Origin of the sequence: Leeuwenhoekiella sp. A2, assembly GCF_047946655.1 — a bacterium.
Lineage (GTDB): Bacteria > Bacteroidota > Bacteroidia > Flavobacteriales > Flavobacteriaceae > Leeuwenhoekiella.
The window spans coordinates 431,543-458,236 of sequence record NZ_CP172311.1; the positions used below are offsets into that span (position 1 = coordinate 431,543).

The following is a 26,694-nucleotide window of genomic DNA, read 5'->3' on the forward strand; positions in this document are numbered from 1 at the left end:
AATATATATGGAAAAGCAAATTCTTCATATTACAAACGGTGACAGCTTAACTGAAAGGTTACAACAAATAGATCTCACCGGTGATATTATTATATGGCGGGAAATGCTTTGTGAAGGCCCTACCGTAACAGAGGTTGGTACAGAAAATTTCATTAAGATAAGAAAGAAGTTCTTACTTGAGAATTACTCGATATCTGAAGAAGATTATGAAGAGAAATTTGTCTCGCAAATTCATAAGCTTTCGCAGATAGATAACTATGATGAGATCATCCTTTGGTTTGAGTTTGATCTTTTCTGTCATATAAATATGCTTGCAGCAATAAGCTATCTTATTCAAAACAAGCACCACGAGGCAGTATACCTCGTTTGTAGTGGTCGCGTGCCGGGAGAGAAAGATCTTATTGGTCTTTCAGAATTAAGTGATGCCCAGCTTCACGCGCATTATGAAAATAAAATACGCCTGTCTGAAGATGATCTGGAAATGGCAAATTTTATCTGGGAATTGTATTGTGGCAACAACCCAAACAAGCTAAAGCCGGAAATACGTAAATCATCAAATTTTAAATATTTATCAAGTTGCATACGTGCCCATATAGAGCGCTATCCTAACGCACATACAGGTTTAAATACGCTTGAGACAAACATCCTAAAACTGATCAAAAATCACCGAATTACCTCTGAAAATCAGCTTTGCGGCTACGTTTTAAATTATCAGGGTTATTACGGTTATGGCGATGTGCAGATATTTAAGATCATAGATCAACTGCGATTATTCTTCTATCAGGATGATGATGGCACCATCAAACTTTCTTCTAAAGGCAACATGGCCTTAGACGGAACACAAAATTTTTACAGAGACTTAAAAACAGATTTTTTTATGGGAGGAACCCATAAATATGACTTTCTCTACAATCCGGAAAGTCATCAACTACTAAAGCTATAAAATGGCAATACCCTCTTCTGAGCTTATACTTAATCCAGACGGCAGCATATATCATCTTAATTTAAAACCTGAAGACATTGGCGACACGATAATCACCGTTGGCGATCCAGACCGGGTAGAAAAGGTCACTAAATATTTTGATGAGATTCTCATCACAACACACAAACGGGAATTTAAAACTCAAACGGGCTTATTAAACGGTAAGAAAATCACTGTTATTTCTACCGGCATAGGTACAGATAATATTGATATTGTTATTAACGAGCTGGATGCACTTGTAAATATTGATTTCGCTTCACGCGAAATTAAAGAGAACATTACTTCGCTTGATATAATACGTATAGGTACAAGCGGCGCCATACAAACAGATATTCCTGTAGATTCTTTTTTAATAAGTGAGCGTGCAATAGGATTTGACTCTTTACTCCAATTCTATAAAAGTAGTCACATTCAGGATTTTGAATTGCAAAAACAATTTGTAGAATTTACAGACTGGAATACAAATAAAAGTAAGCCATACATTGTAAATGCAAATGACGACCTTTTTAAACATTTTAAAAACGAGTCAATCATTGGCGGATTTACTGCCACAAATGTCGGATTTTATGGTCCTCAGGGCCGAATTTTAAGAGGTAAACTTGATGATCCCGCACTCAATGAGAAACTTTTAAACTTTAAAAGTGGAGAAATTAAGATCACTAATCTTGAAATGGAAACTGCCGGCATTTACGGCCTTTCTCAATTATTAGGTCACAGGGCAATCTCATTAAATGCAATCCTTGCCAACCGTGCTCTGGGCACCTTCAGTGAAAATCCCGATTATACTGTAGATACTCTTATACAACTTGCACTTGACAGAGTTGCCTGTTTGTAGAAAGTAATTTAACATAAGCTTAAACAAAGCCGCTGGGGCCCTTTCGTATTTTTGAGGCAAAACACCCTAATTATGCAAAATACCCCTGTAGAGCGACTTAAACATCGTGATTTAAACTGGCTTAGTTTTAACGAAAGAGTTCTTCAGGAAGCAAGCGACAAGCGTTTCAATCCACTTTTTGAGCGCATGAAATTTTTGGCCATCTATTCATCAAATTTAGATGAATACTTTAGGGTACGTGTTTCCCAGTTAAGACAAATTAAAAGGGTAGAAAAAAGCATACGCAAGAAGCTTTCTCTAAGACCCAATAAAATTATTAAAGAGATTTTGCGACGCGTTAAAGAGCAGCAAAATGTTTTTGGTAAGATATTTCGCGAAGAGATCATCCCGGAATTAAAGCAGAACAACATCATTGTTTTAAACGACAAAGAGTATGACGAGGTACAAAAGCAACTCGCAGATATCTGGTTTGAGACACACGTAAAGCAGGACGTTAAACCTCAAATAATAGACCCCGCAAATGACACTGACCTTTTTCTTGAGAATCAGTCTTTGTATTTCTACGTGGTTTTTGAGAATACACAGAAAGTAGGCATAGTAAACATCCCTACAGAATCAACTTCACGGTTTATCGAGTTGGGCAATATAAAAGAACGTCATTATATTACATTTATAGATGATATTATAAGACATAAAATAGCAACACTATTCCCAACAGAAAAAGTAGATGGTATCTACTCAATAAAACTGTCAAGAGATGCAGAATTATATATTGATGATGAACTTGACGGCGTGCTGGCAGAGCGTATTTATGACTCATTGCATCAGCGACAAGAAGGCCAGCCCACACGTTTGCTTTATGATGCAAACATGCCAGAGCAAGAAGCTAAAAGGCTGCGTAAGCTTTTAAAACTGGGCAAAATCGATATGATGCCCGGCGGTAAATACCACAACTTCAATGATTTTTTCAGTTTTCCAGACCCCACAAATAATCCTGATCTTCATTATAAAAAAAAGGAATTTGTAAAGCACAGAATTCTGAATAAAGCTGAAGATTATTTCGAAGAAATTCGAAAAAAAGATCAACTTGTTCATTTTCCGTTTATGCCCTTTAGCTACATAGAGCGATTTGTAGAGCAAGCCGCTGATGATGAAAATGTAACTGATATAAAAATATCGTTGTACAGAGTTGCAGAAGAATCAAGATTAACTTCTGCACTTTTAAAAGCTCTTGATAATAATAAAAAAGTAACTATCTTTATAGAAGCGAAAGCTCGTTTTGATGAAGAGAACAACATAATTTGGGGCAGAAAATTTGAAGAAAAAGGCGCTAAAGTAATCTACAGTTATCCGCGCATTAAAGTTCATTCCAAGATTCTACTCATAAACAGAACAGAAGGTGAGAAACGCAGACGTTACGTTTATATAGGCACAGGGAATTTTAATGGGGAAACGTCAAAAATTTACACAGATCACGGTCTTTTTACCGCTAATAAAAAGATCACTAAAGAACTTGCCAGAGTCTTTGAGGTTCTTGAAGGATCGTTAATTATACCCAGAAATAAACATCTTCTTATCTCTCCTTTTACTACAAGACGCTTTCTAGAGAAGCTTATCAATACTGAAATAGAAAATGCACAATTAGGTAAAAAGGCGGCAATAACAGCAAAAATGAATAGCCTTGAAGATCCAGAAATGGTAGAGCTTCTGTATAAAGCTAGCCAGGCAGGTGTAAAAATTAGATTGATAGTAAGAGGCTTTTCAAGTCTCATTCCCGGTATCCCTGGTCTCAGTGAGAATATATTTATGACTAGTATAGTAGACAGATATCTCGAGCACGGGAGAATATACCTGTTTCAAAATGATGGGGAGCCAAAAATGTACATCGGGTCTGCAGATCTCATGACACGCAACCTAGACAGGCGCATAGAAGTTCTCACACCTATCTATGACACAGACCTTTTCAACGAGTTAAAAAGCATTTTAATCTTACAATTAAATGACAACTGCAAGGCACGTGTTCACAACAGCGAAGAAAATAACCGTTATATCGAAAAGAATGCCCAAGATCCGGAAATACGATCTCAATACGCTATTTTTGAATCATTAAGAGTTAAGCATAGTTAATGAAGAAGCTTAAGTTAGGTGGTGTTCCAGAACATTTTAACCTTCCTGTTCATCTAGCCATAGAAGATGGCCTTTTTGAAGAAAAGGGAATTTTGATCGAATGGGTTGAATTTCCTGAAGGTACCGGGGCAATGACCAAAGCATTAAGAAATCAGGAAATTGATATTGCTATAATTCTTACTGGCGGCATAGTTAAGGATATTGCTAACGGAAATCCCTCTAAAATTATCCAAAATTATGTTTTCTCACCTCTAATTTGGGGAGTACATGTTGCCGCTAAAAGTTCTTTTAAAACATTAAATGATTTAGAACATGCTCGAGTAGCGATTAGTCGTTATGGCTCAGGTTCTCATGTTATGGCACATGTGCAGGCACGAGAAAATGGCTGGAATACTGATCAACTCAAATTTGTTGAAGTACAAACGCTGAATAATGCGGTTAAAAGTCTAACCGAAAATGAAGCAGACTATTTCATGTGGGAGCACTTTACTACTAAACCTCTTGTAGATTCTGGAGTTTTTAGAAGAATTGCAGATTTTCCCTCGCCGTGGTCAAGCTTTGTTATCGTCGCGACAGATGAGTGCATAAACTCAAATTCTGAAGATTTGTACACGTTCTTAACAACACTTAATATAGTTACAGAAGACTTTAAAAAAATACCGTCTATTGACAAAACGTTAGCTCATAGATACGATCAAAAGTTAGAAGATATACAAAAATGGTTAGGGCTTACGCGCTGGACGCAGGAGCAGATTAAAGACGAAGAGATCAATTTTGTACAGAAACGCTTGCAAGAGCTTAAAATGCTCGATGAAGTGAAAAAATCTAATTTTTACAAGGTTAATATTTAGTATAATTTTCGCATAAATTATACCTGTTAACTATCAAGCATTTTGGAAATTTAGAGTACCAATATATGTATAACCATCAAACTATAACATCATGTCTATTTTCTTTTTTATTTTGGGATCATTATTAATTATTAACATTTTATTATTTCAGTTCAGTTGTGATGAAGGTAAAAAACCTCAAGCTAAAAAAAGCTGGTTAAATGCCGAAAACAAACTGGAAAGAAATATGTCAAAACAATATTCTTAATTAATATCCTGAACCACTTCAAATGGCAGAAGTTTATGCTCCAAATCTACCAACTTACTTTTTTCCTGCCAGATTTCTCTAAATAAGCATTTGTCTTACTGAAATGCTTATTATCAAACCAATATCCCCTATTTGCACTTAATGGTGATGGATGACCACTGGTTAAAACCAAGTGTTTAGTCTCATCTATCAATTTTTGTTTTTTCTTGGCATAGCCTCCCCAAAGAAGAAATACAACGTTGTCACACTCTTGTGATATTACCTCTATAACCTTATCTGTAAACTGTTCCCAGCCTTTACCTTGATGGCTGCCTGATGCGTGCGCTCTAACGGTAAGTGTTGCATTAAGTAAAAGTACACCTTGTTGAGCCCAGCGTTCCAGATTGCCGGTTTTAGGGAAAGGCTTATCAAGATCTTTTTCTATTTCTTTAAAAATATTTACTAAAGATGGCGGCATTGATATTCCATCATTTACCGAAAAACATAATCCATTTGCCTGTCCCTGACCATGATAAGGATCCTGACCTAAAATGACTACCTCAACCTCATCTAAAGCACAGAGATCAAAAGCCTTGAAAATCTGCTTACCAGGCGGATAACATGTGTATTTATGGTACTCTTCTTTTACATATGAAATCAAGTTTGTGAAGTATGGTTTTTCAAATTCTTCGCTTAAAGCAGCTTTCCAGCTTGGGTGTATGTCAACGTTCATTAATGTTTTAAATTTGCAGGATAAAATCCCGATGAGGAAGCCTCAAATTTAGGCATTTGCTATGATAAAAATTCATCCTAAAACTCTTTCAGATTTAGAATTTCCACGTGTGTGCATTCAGGTAAGTGAATTGTGTATCACAGAAAAGGGGAAAGCCAAAGCTTTAAAGATAAAACCCTTTGGCAGTTTTAAAAAAACAACATTCGCTCTCAATCAAACTAATGAATATGTAAGTTCAGATCTGCAGGAAGCGCCCATTCCTAATCATGGTTTTGATCCGCTTGATCATGAACTAAAAATGCTGCATATAGAAGATACTATTTTAGAGGTGGGCAGTTTTAGAAAAATCACAAGCATTTCTGAAACCGTAAATACCCATATTCTTTTTTTCAAAAAATATAGAGACACCTATCCTTCACTGCATGCTACTGTTAAAGAAACAGAATTTACAACTGCACTAGTAGAGAGCATTAATGCCATTGTAGACCGCTTTGGCGAAGTTAAAGATGATGCTTCTCCCCTTTTGCAACAAACGCGTAGAGCTATAAATCAGGTAAAAGGAAAGATAAACTCAAGTTTTGGAGCTGCTTTGTCTCAGTATGCCGGTTATGGTTATCTTGATGAAATACGAGAATCTGTAGTAGATAATGTGCGTGTACTTGCAGTAAGCGCAATGCACAGAAGAAAAGTTAAAGGCACTATTCTGGGAAATTCAAAGACCGGAAGCATTGTTTACATTCAACCGGAAGCCACGCTTAATCACCAGCGTGAACTCAACAATCTTGAATATGAAGAGAAAGAGGAAGTAAAACGTATCTTAAAAGAACTAACAGATTTTGTAAGACCTTTTCAACCTTTACTTGAAGAATATCAAAAGCTGCTTGCAACAATTGATGTTATTTCGGCTAAAGCCAAATATGCCAAAAAGCTAAATGCAGTTTTGCCTACAATCACACAGGATCAGGAGTTGCAATTAAAAGAAGCCTATCACCCACTGCTATATTTAAATAATAAGAAACGCGGTGAGAAAACCTTCTCGCAGGATATTACGCTTGATACCAATAGTCGTATTATAGTTATTAGCGGCCCCAATGCAGGCGGTAAAAGTATAACGCTTAAAACAGTAGGACTTTTACAAATCATGTTACAAAGCGGTATGCTCATTCCTGTTCATGAATATTCTCGTGTTTGTCTTTTTGATAAAATCCTTACAGATATAGGCGATAACCAGAGTATAGAAAATCACCTGAGCACATATAGTTACAGACTTAAGAATATGAACTATTTCTTAAGAAAATGTGACGAGAAAACTTTATTTCTTATTGATGAATTTGGTACCGGTAGTGACCCAGAACTAGGTGGTGCTCTGGCTGAAACTTTTCTTGAAGTTTTTTATGAGCGCGGTAGCTACGGTATAATTACAACACATTATGCAAATTTGAAAATGATGGCAAATGAGACGCCAGCCATTACAAATGCAAATATGCTTTTTGATGCACACACGCTCGAGCCTCTTTTTAAACTTCACATTGGTGAAGCGGGTAGCTCTTTTACCTTTGAAGTTGCACAAAAAAATGGTATTCCGTTTTCATTAATAAATCGCTCAAAAAAGAAGGTAGAACGCGGTAAAATACGTTTTGACAAAAGCATTGCCAATCTGCAAAAAGAACGCAGCAAACTTGCCAAAACGACAACTTCTTTAAAAACAAAAGAGCAGGAAGCGCAGAAGCAGCAGCAGGAGCTTGATAAAATAAATGCACGGGTTCAACAAAAGCTGGAAGGTTTTCAGGAGTTATATGACAGCAATCAGCGGCTTATTTATCTGGGACAAAAACTTAATGATCTAAGCGAAAAATTCTATTATAGTAAGAACAAGAAAGAGCTTATGGCAGAGCTGCTTAAAGTTGTACAGATAGAAAACAGCAAACGACAGCGTAAATCTGCTAAAGAGAAACGGGCTCAAAAAGCTAAAGAAGAACAAATAAAACAGGAAGCTGAAAAGAAAGTCGCTATAATTAGAGAAAAGAAAAAAGAAGAGAAACAGAAGCAGGAAAAGATAGAGAAAGAAAGGCCTAAGGTCACTTTAAAAGTTGGTGATAGAGTGCGCTTGCCAGATGGTCGCGCCGTAGGTAGTATTGATGAGATAGAAAAGGGCAAGGCAATAGTTAACTACGGCATGTTTACCACAAATATTGATGTTGACCAGCTAGAACTTGTACAGCCGGCAAAAAAGTAACTATGTCGCAAAAGATTATCCTTTTTGACGGAGTTTGTAATTTGTGCAATGGCGCTGTACAATTTGTTATTAAACATGACCGGAGATCAGTTTTTAAATTTGCAGCTATACAAACTGAAGAAGGCAAAAAATTGCTTCAGAAATTTAATATTGATCCTGCAAAAACAGACTCCTTAATTCTTATAGCAAATGATAAAGCATATATAAAATCTACCGCTGCTTTGCAAATTGCTCGTCATCTTGATAAAGCCTATCCACTTATTTATGGGTTTGGCATAATTCCCGTGTTTATTCGCCACGCTGTATATGATCTGATAGCCAGAAACCGCTATAACTGGTTTGGAAAAAGAGAAAGCTGTATGATGCCTACGGCGGAATTAAACTCCCGATTTTTATAGTAAATTATTCGATTTTTTACTGTTTTAAGCAGGTTTTCAGTTATTTTTAGAGAAAACTAAAAGTATATGAGATTAGCATTACCTGCATTATTTACCCTCTTTTTTTGCCTAAATATCGCTCTGGGAGCCGAAAAATCTCCTGTTTATAAGGAATCTTCGATAGAACGAGTTACCGTTTTTTTACAGGGCGCCACAATTGATCGCACCTCACAGGTGTATTTAAAATCTGGGGTAAATGAATTGGTTTTTAACAATCTGTCTCCAGATGTGATGGAAAGTAGTATTCAGGTTTCCGGCCTTAAAGATGCAACTGTTCTCTCTATTCAATTTAATTATAACTATCTGGAAAAGAAAGCCGCTTCTGCGGAATATACCAGTTTAGACAATGCGCTTGACCAATTGCTTTTTCGTAAAAACGAAATACAAAACACCATAGAAGGGTACCAGCAGGAACTTAATCTGCTTTCTAAAAACGATAGAATAAACAGCGATAATACAGATTTAAATCTCGAGAAAGTAAAACAGATAGCAGAGTACTACCGCCAGCGCACAACTGAAATTAAGAACAACATTTACAAACAAAAGCAAGAGTTGGCAGATCTTGAGGAAGACATACAAGATCATCGTAGTGAGATGCAAACTATAGATTCTTCACGCAAAGAACGCAGAGGTGAGATCACTTTAAAATTACAAGCAGAACAGGCAACCTTATTAAATCTGGAGATTTCATACATAATTGAAAATGCAGGCTGGTTTCCGGTTTATGACATTCGCGCAGCTAACACTTCTGCTCCTATTTCGCTAGAATATAATGCTAACGTTTATCAACAAAGCGGTATCGACTGGAATGATGTAAAACTTGTCCTCTCTACCGGCGACCCGTATACAGATAATTTAAAACCAGAACTAGACCCAAAATACCTCAATTTTGTAAGCCGAAATTACAGAAGCTCTACAGCAGTTAATCGCAGTAATTTAAAGTATAATCCCACTATTCGCTACGTGACGGGAACGGTAAAAGATAACGCCGGACTGCCATTACCCGGTGTGAATGTAATTGAAAATGGCACTTCTAATGGCACCACCGCAGACTTTGACGGTAATTATAGCTTACGAGTTTCTAACGGGAGATCATTAACCTTTTCTTATTTAGGTTTTAATACTGAAGATGTGCCTATTTATGCCACCAGAATGAATGTACAACTAGAGACTGATAATGAGGCTCTAGATGAAGTTGTGGTAACTGGATATGGTAATGAAGATTTAAGCAGAAAACTTCAAGGGAAAGCAGCAGGTATTGTTATAAGAGGCGCAAGTAGTATTTCAGCGCCGAAAATGCAGTATAACGAAAACGTACAAACCAAAGAGGAAAGTTTAACTAATACTCGTTTTGAGATCAAAAAGCGGTACACCATCGTTTCAAATCCTGATATCACCACAATTGAGATCGATAATTTTGAACTTCCTGCCAGCTATCAGCACTACGCGGCACCAGAACTTAATGAGAACGTTTTTCTTACTGCCACAGTTACAGACTGGGAAAATTATGATCTTTTGCAGGGAGAAGCTAACATCTATTTTGAAGGTAGTTATGCCGGTAAGACGCAAATTAGTCCGGTAGCAACATCAGACAGTTTACAGCTTTCATTGGGTGTAGATCCCAATATTATTGTGACCCGCGAGAAGCAGGATAATTTTAAAAGCAAATCCTTTTTAGGTGGCAGCAAAATCGTTGCAAAAGGCTATAAAATCGAGATAAAGAACAATAAATCGACCGCTATCAATCTGCTGCTTGAAGACCGCATTCCTATCTCGCAGAATAAAGAAATTAAAGTTTCTGAGGTTGAAACAGCAGACGCCATCTACAAAGAAGAAACCGGCATTATGCAATGGAAACTTGATATTCCGCCTAAAGACAGCATTACTAAAGAATTCTCTTTTGAGGTACGTTACCCGCGTGGTCAATATATAAATCTATAAAACACAATTATGAAAGCGCCAGACCTTTTAATTTTTGATGTAAATGAGACATTGCTTGATCTCACCCCACTAAAACTAAAAATAAACAAAGCATTAAAAAATGAGTCGGCTTTTGAAATTTGGTTTCGCACCTTGCTGCATTATTCGCTGGTAGAAACAATCACCGGCGGCTACCCAGATTTTAGCACCATAGGAAAAGCTACTTTTAAAATGACGGCTCAACAGTTTGAGATTGAGATCGCAGATGATGAAGCCACATCCATTTTAAGCCAAATAAAAAATCTGCCGCCGCACGATGATGTAATTGAAGGACTTAAAGCTTTAAAAGAGCAGGGATTTACTCTTGTTGCCCTAACAAACGGAAATCTTCCAACAGCAAAAGAACAATTAGCTTTCGCGAAAATAGACACGTTCTTTTCAGATATTTATAGTGTAGACAGCGTGAGCAAGTACAAACCACATCACGAGACTTATGAATTGATCTATACCATTTTTAACAGAGAACCAGAAAATACACTAATGGTCGCCGCTCACGGTTGGGATGTTACAGGGGCTATGCGCGCTGGTTTACAAACGGCATTTATAAACAGACCTGGTAAATTCCTGTACCCATTAGCAGAAAAACCGACTTTTACGGCCAAAAATCTGGTAGAACTGGCTAAAAATCTCGCTGCTAATAATTAACCGGTTATTTGAGGTTTTCAAGTATAAAATCGAGTTTTTTATGCGTGTTTTTGTTTTTTTCAAATGAAAAGGAATCGTGCGTATTAGGTACAGCCAGACCTAGTTGTAATAATTTTTCAATTGTAGGCGCATAATCCTGAGTTACTTTTCCGCTAAGTAATAGTTTGTAGTTTTCTCCCTTTTGATACGCATCATAGATCTTTTTCAAGCCAGTGAGGTAAACAAAATCTTTTGTGAATCCGCCACCGCGGTGTGCTCTTAAAGTTATAGACCACGCAGTTTCTCTATCTAGTTTATATTGACTGTACAGCAAATCAAAAGTGTCTGAAAAAGCGTAACCTTTTATTAAACTATCTGCAGCAATTACGCGATAAGCCAACTCTTTCATGCGTTTCATAGTAAGGCAACCGCTCATATACTCGCTAAAAACAGCCAGACCTTCCTGAGTTTCAGTATTGCTTACAAAGCCGTTTGAGAAGATTTTTAACGGCTGTTTTTTGCCATTAAAAGTAGTGACCATGTGCACACCTATCTCATGGTTTGCAAGAACTTTTAGTTGATTTTCACTAAATTTATGGTTCTTTTTAAGAACAAGAGTTTCAGAGGAATTAAGCACCATGGCCGCCGCCGAAATATTGGTAGATTGCTTAATGTTGAATTTAAAATCGTATTGTTTCGCGAAAGTTCTAAAATAGGCTTCGGCTTCATCTGCATTAAAACGCGGGAGCATTTCGTCTAGACCTTCCTCATTAGCAAAATGCAAAATAAAGCGGGCATTTTCTACATCCCGTTCTTTAGGTGTACCAAAAACCTTAAGGCAATTAAAGTAAAAGCGCTTACCCTGACCTATGCTCTCAATACATTGTATTAGACCAGAATATTCATAGATAATCTCCTCATATAACCTGCGTATCTCTTCATCATGTATACGCTCAAGACGCTGATTGAAGAATAACCGCTGCATTCTGTAGGGATCAAATTTGAGTTTACGATATTTAAATTGAGGGTTCTCAGTATATTTTGAAGCAAAAAATCGTTTCTTCTCGAGCTCGATGTTTAAAGGATTGAGGTAGTTAAGCAACTCAATATCCCGCACAAGCCTGTCTAGATTTTGATCTAGTTCAAACAAATGTGAATTTACATCTACGCCTTCTGCAATCATATTTTACAATTTGCGGCAAAGGTAAGATTTACAAGACAATCCACCGAATTTAGCTATTTCGCATTCTTATAAAAATAAGTGGCGTGTTGCTCAAGAATAGGCTTTAGCTGCATTTTTATAGCTTCTGTCACTTCAGGGAATATGACGCCGTTAAGCTCATCGCAGTAGATTTTAGAAAACTCAGTCGCCAGCACCAATGTGTTTTTAAAGTGTTGAGTTATATATTTTAAGAAATACCCATTACCCTGAAATGTGTCGTTTATCGCAGAGGTGGTCCTAATATCATAAGGTAATTTAATCTGTTTGAGATCATCCCGCCATGCTTTCGCGAAAGCTGAAAAGCGCTCGTTATCTATATTAGATGTACCTAAATTAATAACAGGTACTTCCCGCTCCCACCGCTTCCTGTTGTATGAATGCATATCATAAACGATCACTAGTTGATGAATTTCTTCAAGCTTTTTAATCAGGGCATTTACCACTTGATAAAAAGCGTTGTGCTTATTGAGACTTTTATTTTTTTCTTCTAGAGAAAGCGGTTCTCGCCAAAGTTTTTTACCCCAGGCATCTTCATAGATAGCGTTGTCAGGATCCCGATTTAAATCGTACTCAAAACGACTATCTCGACCGGCTAAAACAATAGGCTGATTTTCTACAATATACTTAGTACAAGGATCTTCCTCATACCAGCGGTCATATTCTGAGTGCAGACAGTTATCCCATAATTCTTTCCTAAACTGATGACCGTCATGTACTGCAGCACATACGTAGTGGGAATAACTTTTAATATTTAATGTAAAGGAGTAGTCTTCTGCTACAGCGTTAAATATTTCTTCCTGTTGTATTTTTGCGATGATGTGTTCTATAGGAAGGCGCTGCATAGTTTATAAATTAAGCTTCATCTACATGCTTACGCAGTTTTGCCCTTCTATCTAGTCGGGTTACTTTAGATATTACCATGTCTTCAACAAAATTGATCACTTTTTCATGTAGTTTCAATTTATAAACCCTGTTCATATAAGTGATACCACCCGGACTCATAACATTAACCTCAACCAGCATTCCGTTTATCACATCGATGCCTACAAAATAAAGTCCATCTTTTACAAGTTTAGGACCTATACGGCGACATAATTCTTTTTCCTGTTTTGTTAGCACATGTTTTGCTATACTGCCGCCAGCACTTACATTAGAGCGGTGGTCATCTTCTCCCGGCACACGACGCATGGCACCAATGGGTTTTCCGTTAAGTAATAAGATACGCACATCTCCCTGGTCTGCTCCTTCAATATAATCCTGCAAGATTACATAATTAGAAGAACCATCTTTATTGTTAATGTAAAAATCAAGCAGCGAACTAATACTGTTCATGGCACTTTTCTCGATCAATATCACTCCTGAACCTCCAAAACCATTTAGCGGTTTTAAGATCATTTTATCTTTAGTAGATTCTTTTATGATTTGGGTTAAGTACTCTTTATTTTTAGTTACGTGCGTTTTAGGAATAAATGTATTTTGCTCATCTTCAAAAACTGCAGTGTACAATTTATTGTTTGCTCTTCTTATACCATCAATACTATTCATGATAAACACATCATCTTTAACTGAATCTAAGAAGTTGAGCATTATCGTGTCCAGCGGCGGATTGCTACGCAAAATGATAACATCAAACCCAGCTAATGGTAACATCTCATCTCTAAATTTAGCTTTTGCATGAAATGCTTTTAAAGTTGGCGGCACCTTTTCCTGCCTTAATATAACTTTACAGAAGGCAAATGTTACACTATCTCTAATGGTTAAGTTAGCAGGTGTAGTTGTGGCTACACCATGTCCTCTTTTTACACATTCACGTATTAGCGATAAAGAAGTGTCATCTTCGGGTTTCATATCCTGCCAGGGATACATTAAAAAGCATACATTCATTTGATATCTTTTAAGAGATAATTAAAATCTTTTAAAGATAGAGAAAAGCAGCTTTATTGAGCTTTTAATTGGCCGAAACACTAAAATTATCAAAACCACCGTAGTCATCTGCGCCATTTTGCTGAATGCGTACACGTAATGCAACCGAAGATGTTCCTGCGGGAATTTCTACTTCTACAGACCCCTCAAGTGATCTGTCACTTTCTCCTTCAATAAGCTGTTCTTCAGGTTGGTCTATCCCATCGATCACAACCGTATAAAAACTGTCATCACTATTATCAAATTCAAAGAATTCATAATCAAAAGATATCGTCACCCCATTAGGCGCCAGTGAAGTATCTACGGTATCAAAAGTTAGAGTTGCAAAATCGCCTGTTCCATTTTCACCCTCATCGTCAAGATCGTTAAAACCAAGAAAGTTATTGGTTAAGGTTGTTATATCTGTAAAATTAGAATTGTCTGTTATTCCATAAAAACCATCATTACCATTATCAAAAAATGGAATATCACTTTCATAACCCCATGAATCTGCCGAATCAAAATTCTGCGCCACATTGGCAAACCCTATATTTTGCAGGCAATAGACATCCTGCCAGGAATCTCCATTCCATATTTGTAAACAATATTTAGAATCATCGGGATCGTTTACAAACACTAAAAGACCAATATCGTCACTATCTGGCTCAATAAGATCACGCTGTTCTATAGTGACACGTGGTGGCATCAACCCTTTATAATCTGTTCCGTTAGAAGTACTGCTTACTTCGAGCATAGAAGCTTCACTAGGATCAGTTGTTCCTATGCCCACCTGAGCAGATAGAATTGAAAATGATAAACAAAAGAAAAAGAGTAAATATATCTTCATACCTAATAATATTTTTGAGGATTAGGTAGGAAAAGTTCAAAATGAAGGGAATATGCTAATAGTTTGGGTATTTAAAAATACTAATAACTATATTGTATACCTGAAGATAATATGTTAATATCGATATACTTACAAGTATATTCGATTAGGCTTTTATTTCTCGTCTATGTCAAAAGCTGCATCCGGATCTTTATTAGGCGTATGGTGTATCATGCCCTCACCCTTTGCTATAATTGAAGAAACCGTAGCATCACCTGTTACATTTACTACCGTTCTGCACATGTCGAGAATACGATCTACAGGTAAGATAATTCCTATCCAGGCAGGATTCAACCCAACTGACTGAAGCACAATAATTAACATAACGAGACCGGCACTAGGCACTGCTGCAGATCCAATTGAAGCAAGCGTCGCCGTTAAAACGATGGTAAGTTGTTGACCTAAAGTAAGATCGATCATGTGTAATTGAGCAAGAAATACCACAGCCACAGCCTGATAAAGACAGGTACCGTCCATATTTACAGTCGCACCAATTGGAAGCACAAAACTAGTTATCTTTTTATCTACCCCAAGATTATCTTCAACACATTCCATCGTTACCGGTAAAGTAGCCGCACTGCTGGAAGTTGAAAATGCAAGGGCTTGTGCTGGGCCCATTCCTTTAAAGAAATCTGTGTATGATATAACTCTTACGAATAATTTTACGAGCATAGGGTAAATTAAGAAAACCATTAATCCTAAACCAAGCAGAACTGTAAGCGAGTACCAACTAAGCCCTTTAAATATCTCTACAACTTTACCTAAATCGTCCCCGGCCATTTTACTCACAACGCCCGCAAGCAAAGCGAATACAAAAAATGGAGCGGCCTGCATTACCAGATCTACCATTTTTAAGAAGACTTCCATAATGCCATCTACAGCGCGAGTGATGGGAGCCGATTTCTCATTGGGAATAAAAAGCAGGCTTATACCAAAGAATAATGCGAAGAAGATGACCTGCAGCATGAGGCCGTTATCACCTAATGCCTGAAAGAAATTCTGAGGCACCAGATCTACTAAAGGTTGCAGAGGCCCAGATTCTTTAGCCTGATTAGCAGTGCTCATTTTATCGCTTACCGCAGCATCATTAAGTTCTGCTCTTGAAAGGTCTGAGATCTCGCGAGCACGTTCCATAAATTTGGGATCCTGCAGGTAATTTACACCATCTTTTATCTGCAAACCCTGTGAGTCTGCCCAGATCTCATAACTTATCCTGTTATCTATACGACTTGCATCATCTACCCATTTACCCGGTTGTATAAGATTTACCAGCAAAAGACCTAGAGAAACAGCAAGAATAGTAGTTATTAAATACGCCAGTAAAGTCTTTCCTCCCATTCTACCTAAACTAGAAGGATCACCAATATTTGCAACACCATTAATTATAGAAAACAGCACAAGTGGTACAGCTATCAATTTTAATAAATTGATAAATATTGTCCCAAAAGGAGCGATCCAGTCTATCGTAAATTCGCTCCACCCTAACTGACTGGATAATAAAGCCCAAATGACCCCTAAAACAAGTCCGATAATAATTTTCCAGTGTAGGGCGATTTTTTTCATATAAGAGGAGTTTTTAGTATAGTTTAGACCGATTTTCTATTTAAAAATGCCGATTTTAGGCTATATTTTTGAGGTTTTATCCAGCAAAAGGTAATCTGCAAGAACCAGCGCTGCCATAGCTTCTACTATAGGCACAGCCCTTGGTACAACACAAGGATCATGTCTTCCTTTTCCCTGCATTACTGCTGCATTACCTTCTTTATCTATTGTGGGTTGATTTTGCATGATGGTAGCAACAGGTTTAAAAGCAACTCTAAAGTAAATGTCCATCCCGTTGCTTATTCCGCCTTGTACGCCACCGCTCAAATTGGTTTGTGTGGTTCCATCAGCATTAAAGAGATCATTATGATCACTTCCTTTCATTTTAGCACCATCAAAACCGCTCCCGTATTCAAAACCTTTTACAGCATTTATTGAGAGCATCGCTTTGCCTAATTCAGCATGTAATTTATCAAAGACAGGCTCACCTAATCCCACCGGCACATTTTGTATTACGCACATCACTGTACCGCCTATGGTATCTCCTGCTTTGCGAATTTCTTTTATTCTGTCTATCATCGCTTTCGCGAAAGCGGGATCTGGACAGCGGATGTCATTAGATTCTATCTGTGTAAAATCGAGTTCCTGATAGGGCGTATCCATCCTAATATCACCTACAGAATCTACAAAAGCATTAATCTTAACCCCTTTTAAAACCTGCTTTGCAATTGCACCTGCGGCAACCCTGCATGCGGTTTCTCTGGCAGAAGATCTACCACCGCCGCGATAATCACGCACGCCGTATTTTTTATCATACGTATAATCTGCATGAGATGGTCTGTAGGTGTCTTTTATATGGCTGTAATCGTGTGATTTTTGATTGGTATTCACAATATTGAAACCAATGGGCGTTCCTGTGGTTTTCCCTTCAAAAATTCCTGAGAAAAACTGAACCGTATCTGGCTCTTTGCGCTGGGTAACAATTTTAGATTGCCCAGGTTTACGCCTTTCCATATCTGTATTTACAAGATCAAGATCTATCTCAAGCCCAGCCGGGCAGCCGTCTATAATACCGCCTATTGCCTCGCCATGAGACTCACCAAATGTTGTTAGCTTAAACAGCTTCCCAAAGGAATTTCCTGCCATAATTTATGTTTGAACGACGAAAATAACAGCTTTTGAGCAGAAAATCGCATCTTACCCAAGCTAATTGTTTACAACTGTGTTAAAAGCTGTTTTTAATTTAATATTCTCATAAAGTTACAATAACAATAAAGGGTGTTATTTGATACAAACAGTAAAGCTTGAAGCGAAAAGTTGAAATTGTAGTCCTTTCAGATGTGCATCTGGGCACATATGGTTCTCACGCACAGGAGCTCCTCTATTATCTTGATAGCATAAAACCGCGCACGCTTATTCTTAATGGCGATATCGTTGATATCTGGCAGTTTAGAAAAAGATACTTTCCTAAATCACATATGCAGGTTCTTAAAAAGGTTATGGCTCTTGCCACAAAAGGAACGCGTGTATATTATATCACCGGCAACCATGATGAGAAGCTGCGCAAATTTAGTCCCGTGCGGCTGGGCAATATTTCTATTATAGATAAACTTGTGCTTAATCTTGATGGTAAGAAAGCGTGGATTTTTCACGGTGATGTGTTTGATGCTTCTATACAGCACACAAAATGGATCGCAAAACTTGGCGGCTGGGGATACGATTTTCTTATACTTTTTAATCGCTTTATAAACTGGTGGCTGGTACGACTGGGAAAACCAAAATATTCCTTATCAAAGAAAATAAAGAATAGCGTAAAAAAAGCGGTGAGTTTTATAACAGATTTTGAAGTTACTGCCGCCCAACTCGCCATAGAAAATGATTTTGATTATGTGCTTTGCGGGCATATACATCAGCCACAAATGCGGGAAGTACATCACAAGGGTGGTTCTTGCCTTTATCTCAACAGCGGGGACTGGATAGAAAATCTTACCGCCCTTGAATACAACAATAGCGCCTGGTCACTTATGGAATATGAAAAATTAAATCTTCCCAAGCCAGTTCCTGACGAATCCCTCAACACTGAAGTTGATCCGGAGGCTTTGCTGGCTTCAATTACTCTTTTTGCTAAATAAATAGTTTAAACTTTTATTCAGCTACTTTTAAAAACACCTCTTTGTCAATACAATTTTGTAAAGGCCCACAAGGAACCTCCTTAGATTTAGGAACAATCTTACATTTATAATTTATTTAATCTAAAACCTCAAGCTTAGCAAATCGCAGTAAAAGCTTTTTAATTCCGCCTTTAGCGAAATTTATCTCTGCTTTTTGATCCTGCCCTACACCTTCTATTTTTACAACTTGTCCTCTGCCAAAGCGAGAATGCTCAACATGTGTACCTTCTTGCAATTTACCATTATAATCTGGTGGTGGCGTTGAAGGTGAAGACGGCTTTATTTTACGCAACTTTTGCAATTGATCTTCCGTTGGCATACCTGCTCGCGGTGGAGTACCACTTTGCGGTTTGGTCTGTCGTAATTTACTCTTATCTACATCGCCAAAGATATCGCGATCTATCAAAGGTTTATACCTGTAAGAATCCATAGGAGTTTGCATATCTAGATACACCTCATCTATTTCTTCTATAAATCGGCTGGGTTCTGCATCTACCAGCTTACCCCATCTGTAGCGTGATTCTGTATAAGTTAAATACGCTTGTTTTTCAGCTCTTGTTAACGCAACATAGAATAACCTGCGTTCTTCTTCTAATTCACTTCGAGTGTTCATACTCATAGCGCTGGGAAAAAGATCTTCTTCCATACCCACAATATAAACGTAGGGAAATTCAAGACCTTTGGCCAGGTGAATGGTCATAAGTGAAACACGGTCATCATCACCTACATCTTTATCCATATCTGTCGCAAGCGCAACATCTTCTAAAAATTCTGTAAGTGAACCGTCTGCATCTGCTAGTTCCCGTTGCCCTTCTACAAAATCTTTTATACCATTAAGTAATTCTTCTATATTTTCTATACGGGCAATACCTTCAGGCGTTCCGTCTTTTTTCAACTCCTGCAATAAACCTGTCTTGCGAGCCACTTCTTCTGCGGTTACAAAAGCATCAGCATTTTCAGCAGTTATCTGAAAACTTCTGATCATATTGACGAAGTTGTACAGCTTATTTTTTGTACTGTTATTGATTTGGATCTGGATGTGATTGATATTTTCCATCACTTCAAAGATGGATTTATCATACTGTTTTGCAGCCAGGATCAACCTGTCAATAGTAGTGTTTCCTATACCGCGAGCAGGATAATTGATAACCCGTTTTAGTGCTTCTTCATCTTTAGTATTCACTAATAAGCGCAAATAAGCGAGTACATCTTTTATCTCTTTACGCTGATAGAATGAGAGTCCGCCAAAAATTCTATACGGTATATCACGCTTACGCAAAGCATCTTCCATTGCACGAGACTGTGCATTAGTACGATACAGAATAGCAAAATCGCTATGCGGAAGTTGTTGATTCATCCTATTTTCAAAAATAGAACTTGCCACATATCTTCCTTCCTCACCATCTGTAGGCGAACGATGCACTATAATTTTAGGCCCATCATCATTTGCCGTCCATACAACCTTGTCTAGTTTAGTCTTATTTTTATCTATAACAGAATTTGCTGCTTCTACAATATTCTTTGTAGATCTGTAATTCTGTTCCAGACGGTACACTTTAACATCGTCGTAATCGCGCTGATAATTCAGGATATTATTAATGTTAGCTCCGCGAAAAGCATAAATACTTTGTGAGTCGTCACCCACCACACAAATATTTTGATAACGATCTGCAAGTGCTTTTACGATCAAATATTGCGAGTGATTTGTATCCTGGTACTCATCTACCAGAATATATTGAAAACGCTTTTGATATTTTGCCAGCACTTCAGGAAAACGAGCCAAAAGCTCATTGGTTCTAAGCAATAAATCATCAAAATCCATCGCGCCCGCCTTAAAACAACGGTCTACATATTCCTGATAAATTTCGCCCAGGCGGGGTTTTTTCGCCATAGCGTCTGCTTCAACTAATTCAGCATTTTGAAAGTAGGCCTTAACCGTTATCAGGCTGTTTTTATAGGAAGAAATACGAGAATGAACTTGCTTGTACTTGTACACATCTTTATCTAGCCCCATCTCTTTGATGATTGCAGAAATTAGACGTTGAGAATCCTGAGTATCGTAGATCGTGAAGTTAGATGGAAAGCCCAGATGATGCCCTTCTATGCGTAGAATCTTGGCAAAAACAGAGTGAAATGTTCCCATCCACAAATTTTTAGCCTCACTGTTTCCTACAATAGTACCAATACGCTTTTTCATTTCGCGTGCCGCTTTATTGGTAAAAGTGAGCGACAGAATATTAAAAGCATCTACACCCTTACTCATCAAATACGCGATACGCATTGTAAGCACTCTTGTCTTACCAGAACCCGCTCCTGCAATCACCATCATAGCGCCGTCCTTTTGTAGAACGGGGGCGCGTTGAGCTTCATTTAATCCTTCTAAATATTTATCCAAAACAAGCTTTTCTTTAGTGCGTGAAATTAAGCAAACTTGATGTATTGGGTAAGTTCATCTCTTCATTTTTATAAACAGAAGAAATCGAACCATTCTTTATCATTTTTTTAAATATCTTTAAACTTTATTAAAAAATACAGATGAAAAAACCCCTTCTTATCCTTTTTGCCTTATTTATCGCAATTAATAGTTTTGCTCAAGATCATGTTAAGGGCAAAGTGATAGAAAATTATGGAACCACATTTAGCGTTCCTAATCCAGATTTTAAAACAGATACAGATCTAATATTTAAAGTTGTCTTTGACATTGCAAAAGCTCCCGAAAATCCGGCCGATTTAAACCGATATTTCAATACTGTAGCCCGATTTTTAAATATGCATGAGAATGCCGGTATTCCGCAGGAAAATCTAAAACCGGTAATGGTAGTTCACGGTGAGGCTGCAATGGGTTTACTTAAAAATGAATTCTATAAAGAAAAATACGGTGTAGATAATCCCAATCTTGACTTGCTTGAAGCGCTGCATGCTGCCCAGGTACCCGTTATCCTATGTGGCCAAACCGCCGGAAGTAAAGGTCTAACTAAAGAAAACACATGGCAATATGCTCAATTTGCACTCTCTGCGATGACAGCATTAATTCAGTTACAGAATAATGGTTACCAACGAATAACCTTTTAAAACCAATTTATGATCAAAAATTACTTTCTCTTAGCACTACTAGCTGGTGGTAATATGATGCTGGCTCAAACAGCAGATAAAGAACTTATGGCATCCGCCGAAGTTCTTGAAGATCAGGTGATCGAGTGGCGTCATGAGATTCATGAACACCCAGAGCTTTCTAACCGCGAATTTGAAACTGCCAAAAAAATAGCCGCGCATCTTAAATCTCTAGGTATTGAGGTGCAAACCGGTGTTGCAAAAACCGGTGTTGTAGGCATATTAAAAGGTTCAAAACCGGGAAAAACCGTCGCATTACGTGCAGATATTGATGCTTTACCGGTGACAGAGCGTAACGATCTTCCTTTTAAAAGTAATGTTACAGCAAACTTCCTGGGTCAGGAAACAGGCGTTATGCACGCTTGTGGTCATGACACACATGTAGCAATTTTAATGGGTGTTGCCGAAATTCTTTCAGAACATAAAGACAAAATAAACGGTACGGTGAAATTCATTTTTCAGCCTGCTGAAGAAGGGCCACCACCCGGAGAAGAAGGTGGTGCTAAACTTATGATCAAAGAAGGTGTTCTTAAAAATCCTGATGTAGATGCGATCTTTGGTTTACATATAAATTCTGCTACTCCGGTAGGTACTATACGTTACAAACCCGGCGGAACTATGGCAGCGGTAGAACGCTTTGTTGTAAACGTAAAAGGAAAACAAACACACGGTTCTGCTCCCTGGAGCGGTGTAGACCCTATTTATATTTCGGCTAAAATAATTGATGGTTTTCAGTCTATAATTAGTAGGGAATCTCCGCTAGTTGAAGAAGCAGCGGTGATTACTGTAGGAAAGATTACCAGCGGTATGCGTTTTAATATTATTCCGGAAACGGCTGAAATGATTGGCACTGTACGAACCCTTGACCCTGAAATGCGTGAACTCATCATACACCGCATGACTGAAATGACAGAAGGTCTGGCCAAAACCTATGGAGGTAGCGCCACTATAGAATTTCAAAATAATACTTCTATCACGTATAACGACCTTGCACTTACTGAGCAAATGCTACCCACATTGCAGGAAGTAGCCGGTACAGATCATGTCGAACTTGTAAAAGCAACAACCGGCGGTGAAGATTTTAGCTACTTCCAGGAAGAAGTTCCCGGATTTTACTTTTTTCTTGGCGGAATGGCTCCAGGGAATACGGAAGCTTACCCACATCACACACCGGACTTTATGATTGATGATGACGGACTACTACTTGGTGTTAAAACAATGACACAACTTACTATAGATTATCTAAACGCCCAATAATTACATTAAAAAGGCTGTGTGATAATTTTAGTAAAAGTCATTCTGAATTTATTTCGGAATCGCATCATATTTTGCAATAAATGTGAACCTGAAACGAGTTCAGGTTGACTAACAAAAGTCATACAGCCTTTTTTTCAATCCAACCCTTCCTATGAAAAATTTATTATTTACAGCTGTCTTGCTATGCTCTACCTTATTATTCGCTCAAGTTGAATTTGAAAAAGCAATTGAAAATATTGAACCCAAAGTCATTGAATGGCGCAGAGACTTTCATGAACACCCAGAACTTTCTAATAGGGAGTTTAATACCGCCGAAACAATTGCCAAACACTTAAAATCTCTTGGCTTAAAAGTGGAAACAGGAGTTGCAAAAACCGGAGTAGTAGGTATTCTTGTGGGTAAAAAACCAGGTGAAGTACTCGGTTTACGGGCAGATATTGACGCGCTTCCGGTAACAGAACGCGGTGATCTTCCGTTTAAATCTACTGTAAAAACCACATATTTAGACAAAGAGGTTGGCGTCATGCATGCTTGTGGTCACGATACGCATATCGCGATCCTGATGGGGGTTGCAGAAGTTCTAGCCAAAAACAATGATTTTGCCGGAACCATAAAATTCATTTTTCAACCGGCAGAAGAAGGCGCTCCCGCAGATGAAGAAGGTGGGGCAGAATTAATGGTTAAAGAAAATGTACTTAAAAATCCTGATGTAGATGCGATTTTCGGGCTTCACATCGCTGCGGGTCAGCCAGTGGGTAGGATTGCATATAAATCTGGCGGAATTATGGCGGCCGCACAAAGCTTTGAAATTAATGTAAAAGGTAAAGCAAGCCACGGTTCTACCCCATGGACGAGCGTTGATCCCATAATGGCTTCGGTTAAAATAATTGATGGTTTACAGACAATTATTTCGCGTGAAGCTCCACTAACAGAAGAAGCCGCAGTTCTCTCAATAGGTAAGATTAGTAGCGGGGTGAGAAATAATATTATTCCTGAAAGTGCTCAAATTCTGGGAACGCTGCGCACGCTTGATTATGATATGCAAGAACTTATCAATCGCAGAATGAAAGAAATGGTGCCTGCTATAGCTGCAGCATATAGAGCAGAAGCTACTATTGACATCCCAAAAGGAACTCCTATTGTTTACAACGATCCTGATCTTACGGCAAAAATGCTACCTTCTTTTGATAAAGCTGCCGGAGCAGAAAATGTGCATATAATAAAAGCTATTACAGGAGCAGAAGACTTTTCTTTCTTTTCAAATGAGATTCCCGGTCTTTACTTTTTTCTGGGTGGTAGTCCTGTTGATGCAAAAGAAACTGCACCTCATCACACTCCAGATTTTTATATTGATGAAAGTGGCTTACTTTTGGGCGTCAAAACCTTCATACAAATGACGGTAGACTATTTAGGACAATAACCTATTTTTTATGACCCCATTTCTTGATTTTCTTGCTACCATGCCCTGGTGGGTATGGCTGCTCGCTGTGCTTGTAATTATTACAATACGCGACATCTTCTTTAATAAATCACATACCATAACTCACAACTTTCCGCTGGTGGGTCACATCAGGTATATGCTCGAGAGCATTGGCCCAGAAATACGACAATATCTGGTTGCCAGTAACCGTGAAGAATTACCTTTTAACAGGATCGAGAGAGGATGGATCTACGCTTCCGCGAAAAATGAAAATAACTATGAAGGCTTTGGTACAGATCAGGATATCTACAAGCCCAATTATATTTTTATAAACAACGCCATGATGGCGTATAAACTACCTGCAGAACATCCTAATGCAAAAGACCCCTACTTTTTGCCCTGCGCAAAGGTAATGGGTGGTTTTAATAAAAGAAAAAGACCCTTTAGGCCCAGCTCAATAATCAATGTTTCGGCGATGAGTTTTGGATCATTATCTGCACGGGCGATAGAATCCCTTAACCGCGGTTGCGAAAAAGCCCACGCTTATCACAATACAGGAGAGGGCGGACTATCACCCTATCATAAAACCGGTGCAGATGTTATATTTCAAATTGGAACCGGATATTTTGGTGTACGAGATGAAAATGGTGGCTTCTCGCTAGAAAAAATGGTAAAATTAGTTGCTGAAAATCCGCAGATACGAGCGATTGAAGTTAAACTTTCACAAGGCGCAAAACCCGGAAAAGGTGGAGTTTTACCCGCATCTAAGATTACTCCTGAAATTGCCGAAATACGCCACGTGCCCTTGGGTAAAGATGTACTTTCTCCAGCCACACATTCTGCTTTTGATGGTGTTCCCGGTATGATCAACTTTGTAGAAGAGATCGCAGCAGCCACGGGTTTGCCCGTAGGTATTAAAGCAGCAATAGGTAAATTAGACCAATGGCGCCAGCTCGCTGTTGCAATGGCTGAAACCAATAGCGGACCAGATTTTATCTCAATAGACGGTGGCGAAGGCGGTACAGGTGCTGCTCCTCCCAGTTTTGCAGACCATGTCTCTTTGCCGTGGGTTTTCGCATTTAGCGATGTTTATAAAATTTTTAAAGAATACAAGCTTACAGACCGAATCGTATTTATAGGTAGCGGTAAACTAGGTTTTCCTGCCAAAGGAGCGATGGCGTTTGCAATGGGGGCAGATCTTATAAATGTTGCTCGTGAAGCCATGATGGCCGTAGGTTGCATACAGGCGCAATCCTGTCACAACAATACGTGCCCATCTGGCGTTGCTACTCAAAACAAATGGTTGCAGGCAGGAATTAATATTCCTGAAAAGGCAGATCGTACCCATTACTATTTTAAGAATTTTAGAAAAGAACTTCTTGAAATTACGCATGCCTGCGGATATGAACATCCTGCGCAAATGAATATGGAAGATGTTGATTTTAGCCTGGGTGATAAAAGTCTCGTACAACCGCTGGCAAATTCATTTGGTTATAATAAAACTCCTGTTAAATTTGAAAGTATGAAAGCCTTGCAGGATTGCCCGCATTTGGGTGGTCACTATAACAAAGAAAAAGCGGAGAAAAAAGCCAAAAAAGCAGAGCGAAAAGAGGAAATTAGATACTAAAATGGAAGAGAATTTATTACAGATATTAATCGCAGTAGGCCCGGCAATCGTAGTGGGCGTACTGGCATATTACTTTTTTAATCGGTTTATTGAGAATGAGGACGGCAGACGCCGATTTCTTTTACATAAAGATATGCAGGCAGATATTTTACCGGTGAGACTTCAGGCATATGAACGCTTGACTTTATTCTTAGAACGCATTGCGCCGTCACAATTGCTATTGCGTGTTGCACCCTCAGATACTAATAAAAGTTCTTATGAAAAACTGTTGATCGCAAATATCGAGCAGGAATTTGAACACAATCTCGCACAGCAAATCTATATGAGCGACGAATTATGGAATATCGTAAAGTCGGCTAAAAACGGAACCATCAAATTAGTTCGTGGGAACGCTTTAAAGCCCGAAGTAACTACTTCAAATCAATTGCGCGAAGCTGTTTTAAAAGAGATTCTTGACAAACCGGCTCCTACTGTAGTCGCTTTAGAATATTTGAAGAAAGAAGTAAAAGAGCTTTTTGGATAAAA

22 protein-coding genes are annotated in these 26,694 nt (G+C 38.2%); 14 read left to right on the top strand and 8 right to left on the bottom strand.

The genetic code is table 11. The features are described from left to right. The first annotated feature begins 7 nt into the window (after positions 1–7). The 4 genes from ACH3PA_RS01910 (at position 8) to ACH3PA_RS01925 (ending at position 4,795) form a co-directional block, all read left to right on the top strand. Positions 8–943, top strand: a complete 936-nt coding sequence (locus ACH3PA_RS01910; protein ID WP_416441055.1) for a DUF1835 domain-containing protein — start codon at positions 8–10, stop codon at positions 941–943. Position 944: 1 nt separating this feature from the next. Continuing rightward, positions 945–1,817, top strand: coding sequence for a nucleoside phosphorylase (locus ACH3PA_RS01915; protein ID WP_416441053.1), 873 nt, complete (start codon positions 945–947; stop codon positions 1,815–1,817). A gap of 72 nt (positions 1,818–1,889) precedes the next feature. Further along, positions 1,890–3,944, top strand: a complete 2,055-nt coding sequence (ppk1, locus tag ACH3PA_RS01920) for a polyphosphate kinase 1 (protein WP_416441051.1) — start codon at positions 1,890–1,892, stop codon at positions 3,942–3,944. Beyond that, complete coding sequence (locus ACH3PA_RS01925) at positions 3,944–4,795, top strand: substrate-binding domain-containing protein (RefSeq protein WP_416441049.1); 852 nt, start codon at positions 3,944–3,946, stop codon at positions 4,793–4,795. Before ppk1 ends, ACH3PA_RS01925 begins: the two co-directional genes overlap by 1 nt. A gap of 293 nt (positions 4,796–5,088) precedes the next feature. Here ACH3PA_RS01925 and ung read toward each other — a convergent pair whose 3' ends face one another. Then, positions 5,089–5,754, bottom strand: a complete 666-nt coding sequence (ung, locus tag ACH3PA_RS01930; RefSeq protein ID WP_416441047.1) for a uracil-DNA glycosylase — start codon at positions 5,752–5,754, stop codon at positions 5,089–5,091. A gap of 61 nt (positions 5,755–5,815) precedes the next feature. Between ung and ACH3PA_RS01935 the strand changes: the two genes are divergently transcribed. From ACH3PA_RS01935 to ACH3PA_RS01950, 4 genes are all read left to right on the top strand, one after another. Beyond that, complete coding sequence (locus ACH3PA_RS01935; protein ID WP_416441045.1) at positions 5,816–7,990, top strand: endonuclease MutS2; 2,175 nt, start codon at positions 5,816–5,818, stop codon at positions 7,988–7,990. 2 nt (positions 7,991–7,992) lie between these two features. Next, positions 7,993–8,388 carry a thiol-disulfide oxidoreductase DCC family protein gene (locus ACH3PA_RS01940; RefSeq protein WP_416441043.1) on the top strand — a complete coding sequence of 132 codons (396 nt, stop codon included), beginning with the start codon at positions 7,993–7,995 and terminating at the stop codon, positions 8,386–8,388. A 66-nt stretch (positions 8,389–8,454) separates the two neighbouring features. Then, positions 8,455–10,368, top strand: coding sequence for a mucoidy inhibitor MuiA family protein (locus tag ACH3PA_RS01945; RefSeq protein ID WP_416448403.1), 1,914 nt, complete (start codon positions 8,455–8,457; stop codon positions 10,366–10,368). Positions 10,369–10,377: 9 nt separating this feature from the next. Then, entirely contained in the window at positions 10,378–11,052 is a 675-nt protein-coding gene (locus tag ACH3PA_RS01950) for a haloacid dehalogenase type II (RefSeq protein WP_416441039.1), read from the top strand. 4 nt (positions 11,053–11,056) lie between these two features. Here the strand turns inward: ACH3PA_RS01950 and ACH3PA_RS01955 are convergent, their stop codons facing one another. The 6 genes from ACH3PA_RS01955 to aroC all read right to left on the bottom strand — a co-directional run bounded on the left by ACH3PA_RS01955 (position 11,057) and on the right by aroC (position 17,729). Next, complete coding sequence (locus ACH3PA_RS01955; RefSeq protein WP_416441037.1) at positions 11,057–12,214, bottom strand: flavohemoglobin expression-modulating QEGLA motif protein; 1,158 nt, start codon at positions 12,212–12,214, stop codon at positions 11,057–11,059. A 53-nt stretch (positions 12,215–12,267) separates the two neighbouring features. Next, a complete protein-coding gene (locus tag ACH3PA_RS01960) occupies positions 12,268–13,095 on the bottom strand; it encodes an N-formylglutamate amidohydrolase (RefSeq protein WP_416441035.1) in 828 nt (275 codons plus the stop codon). A gap of 10 nt (positions 13,096–13,105) precedes the next feature. Beyond that, complete coding sequence (gshB, locus tag ACH3PA_RS01965; RefSeq protein WP_416441033.1) at positions 13,106–14,137, bottom strand: glutathione synthase; 1,032 nt, start codon at positions 14,135–14,137, stop codon at positions 13,106–13,108. Between the two features lie 64 nt (positions 14,138–14,201). Then, complete coding sequence (locus ACH3PA_RS01970; protein ID WP_416441031.1) at positions 14,202–15,002, bottom strand: hypothetical protein; 801 nt, start codon at positions 15,000–15,002, stop codon at positions 14,202–14,204. A gap of 153 nt (positions 15,003–15,155) precedes the next feature. Beyond that, positions 15,156–16,604 carry a dicarboxylate/amino acid:cation symporter gene (locus tag ACH3PA_RS01975; protein WP_416441029.1) on the bottom strand — a complete coding sequence of 483 codons (1,449 nt, stop codon included), beginning with the start codon at positions 16,602–16,604 and terminating at the stop codon, positions 15,156–15,158. A 60-nt stretch (positions 16,605–16,664) separates the two neighbouring features. Next, positions 16,665–17,729, bottom strand: a complete 1,065-nt coding sequence (gene aroC / locus ACH3PA_RS01980) for a chorismate synthase (protein WP_416441027.1) — start codon at positions 17,727–17,729, stop codon at positions 16,665–16,667. Between the two features lie 158 nt (positions 17,730–17,887). On the opposite strand from aroC, the gene ACH3PA_RS01985 reads away from it, so the two are divergent. Continuing rightward, the gene (locus tag ACH3PA_RS01985; protein WP_416441025.1) at positions 17,888–18,715 is read left to right on the top strand and encodes a UDP-2,3-diacylglucosamine diphosphatase; all 828 of its coding nucleotides are present in this window, start codon (positions 17,888–17,890) and stop codon (positions 18,713–18,715) included. Positions 18,716–18,830: 115 nt separating this feature from the next. On the opposite strand, the gene ACH3PA_RS01990 is transcribed toward ACH3PA_RS01985, so the two are convergent. Then, positions 18,831–21,149, bottom strand: a complete 2,319-nt coding sequence (locus ACH3PA_RS01990) for an ATP-dependent helicase (RefSeq protein ID WP_416441023.1) — start codon at positions 21,147–21,149, stop codon at positions 18,831–18,833. A 140-nt stretch (positions 21,150–21,289) separates the two neighbouring features. Between ACH3PA_RS01990 and ACH3PA_RS01995 the strand changes: the two genes are divergently transcribed. The 5 genes from ACH3PA_RS01995 to ACH3PA_RS02015 all read left to right on the top strand — a co-directional run bounded on the left by ACH3PA_RS01995 (position 21,290) and on the right by ACH3PA_RS02015 (position 26,692). After that, positions 21,290–21,826, top strand: coding sequence for a DsrE family protein (locus tag ACH3PA_RS01995; RefSeq protein WP_416441021.1), 537 nt, complete (start codon positions 21,290–21,292; stop codon positions 21,824–21,826). Between the two features lie 54 nt (positions 21,827–21,880). Beyond that, positions 21,881–23,122, top strand: a complete 1,242-nt coding sequence (locus tag ACH3PA_RS02000) for an amidohydrolase (RefSeq protein WP_416446692.1) — start codon at positions 21,881–21,883, stop codon at positions 23,120–23,122. 151 nt (positions 23,123–23,273) lie between these two features. Further along, on the top strand, positions 23,274–24,542 hold the full coding sequence (locus ACH3PA_RS02005) for an amidohydrolase (RefSeq protein ID WP_416441019.1): 1,269 nt from the start codon (positions 23,274–23,276) through the stop codon (positions 24,540–24,542). Between the two features lie 10 nt (positions 24,543–24,552). Further along, the gene (locus tag ACH3PA_RS02010) at positions 24,553–26,169 is read left to right on the top strand and encodes an FMN-binding glutamate synthase family protein (protein ID WP_416441017.1); all 1,617 of its coding nucleotides are present in this window, start codon (positions 24,553–24,555) and stop codon (positions 26,167–26,169) included. 1 nt (position 26,170) lies between these two features. After that, positions 26,171–26,692, top strand: coding sequence for a hypothetical protein (locus tag ACH3PA_RS02015; RefSeq protein WP_416441015.1), 522 nt, complete (start codon positions 26,171–26,173; stop codon positions 26,690–26,692). Positions 26,693–26,694: the final 2 nt, after the last annotated feature.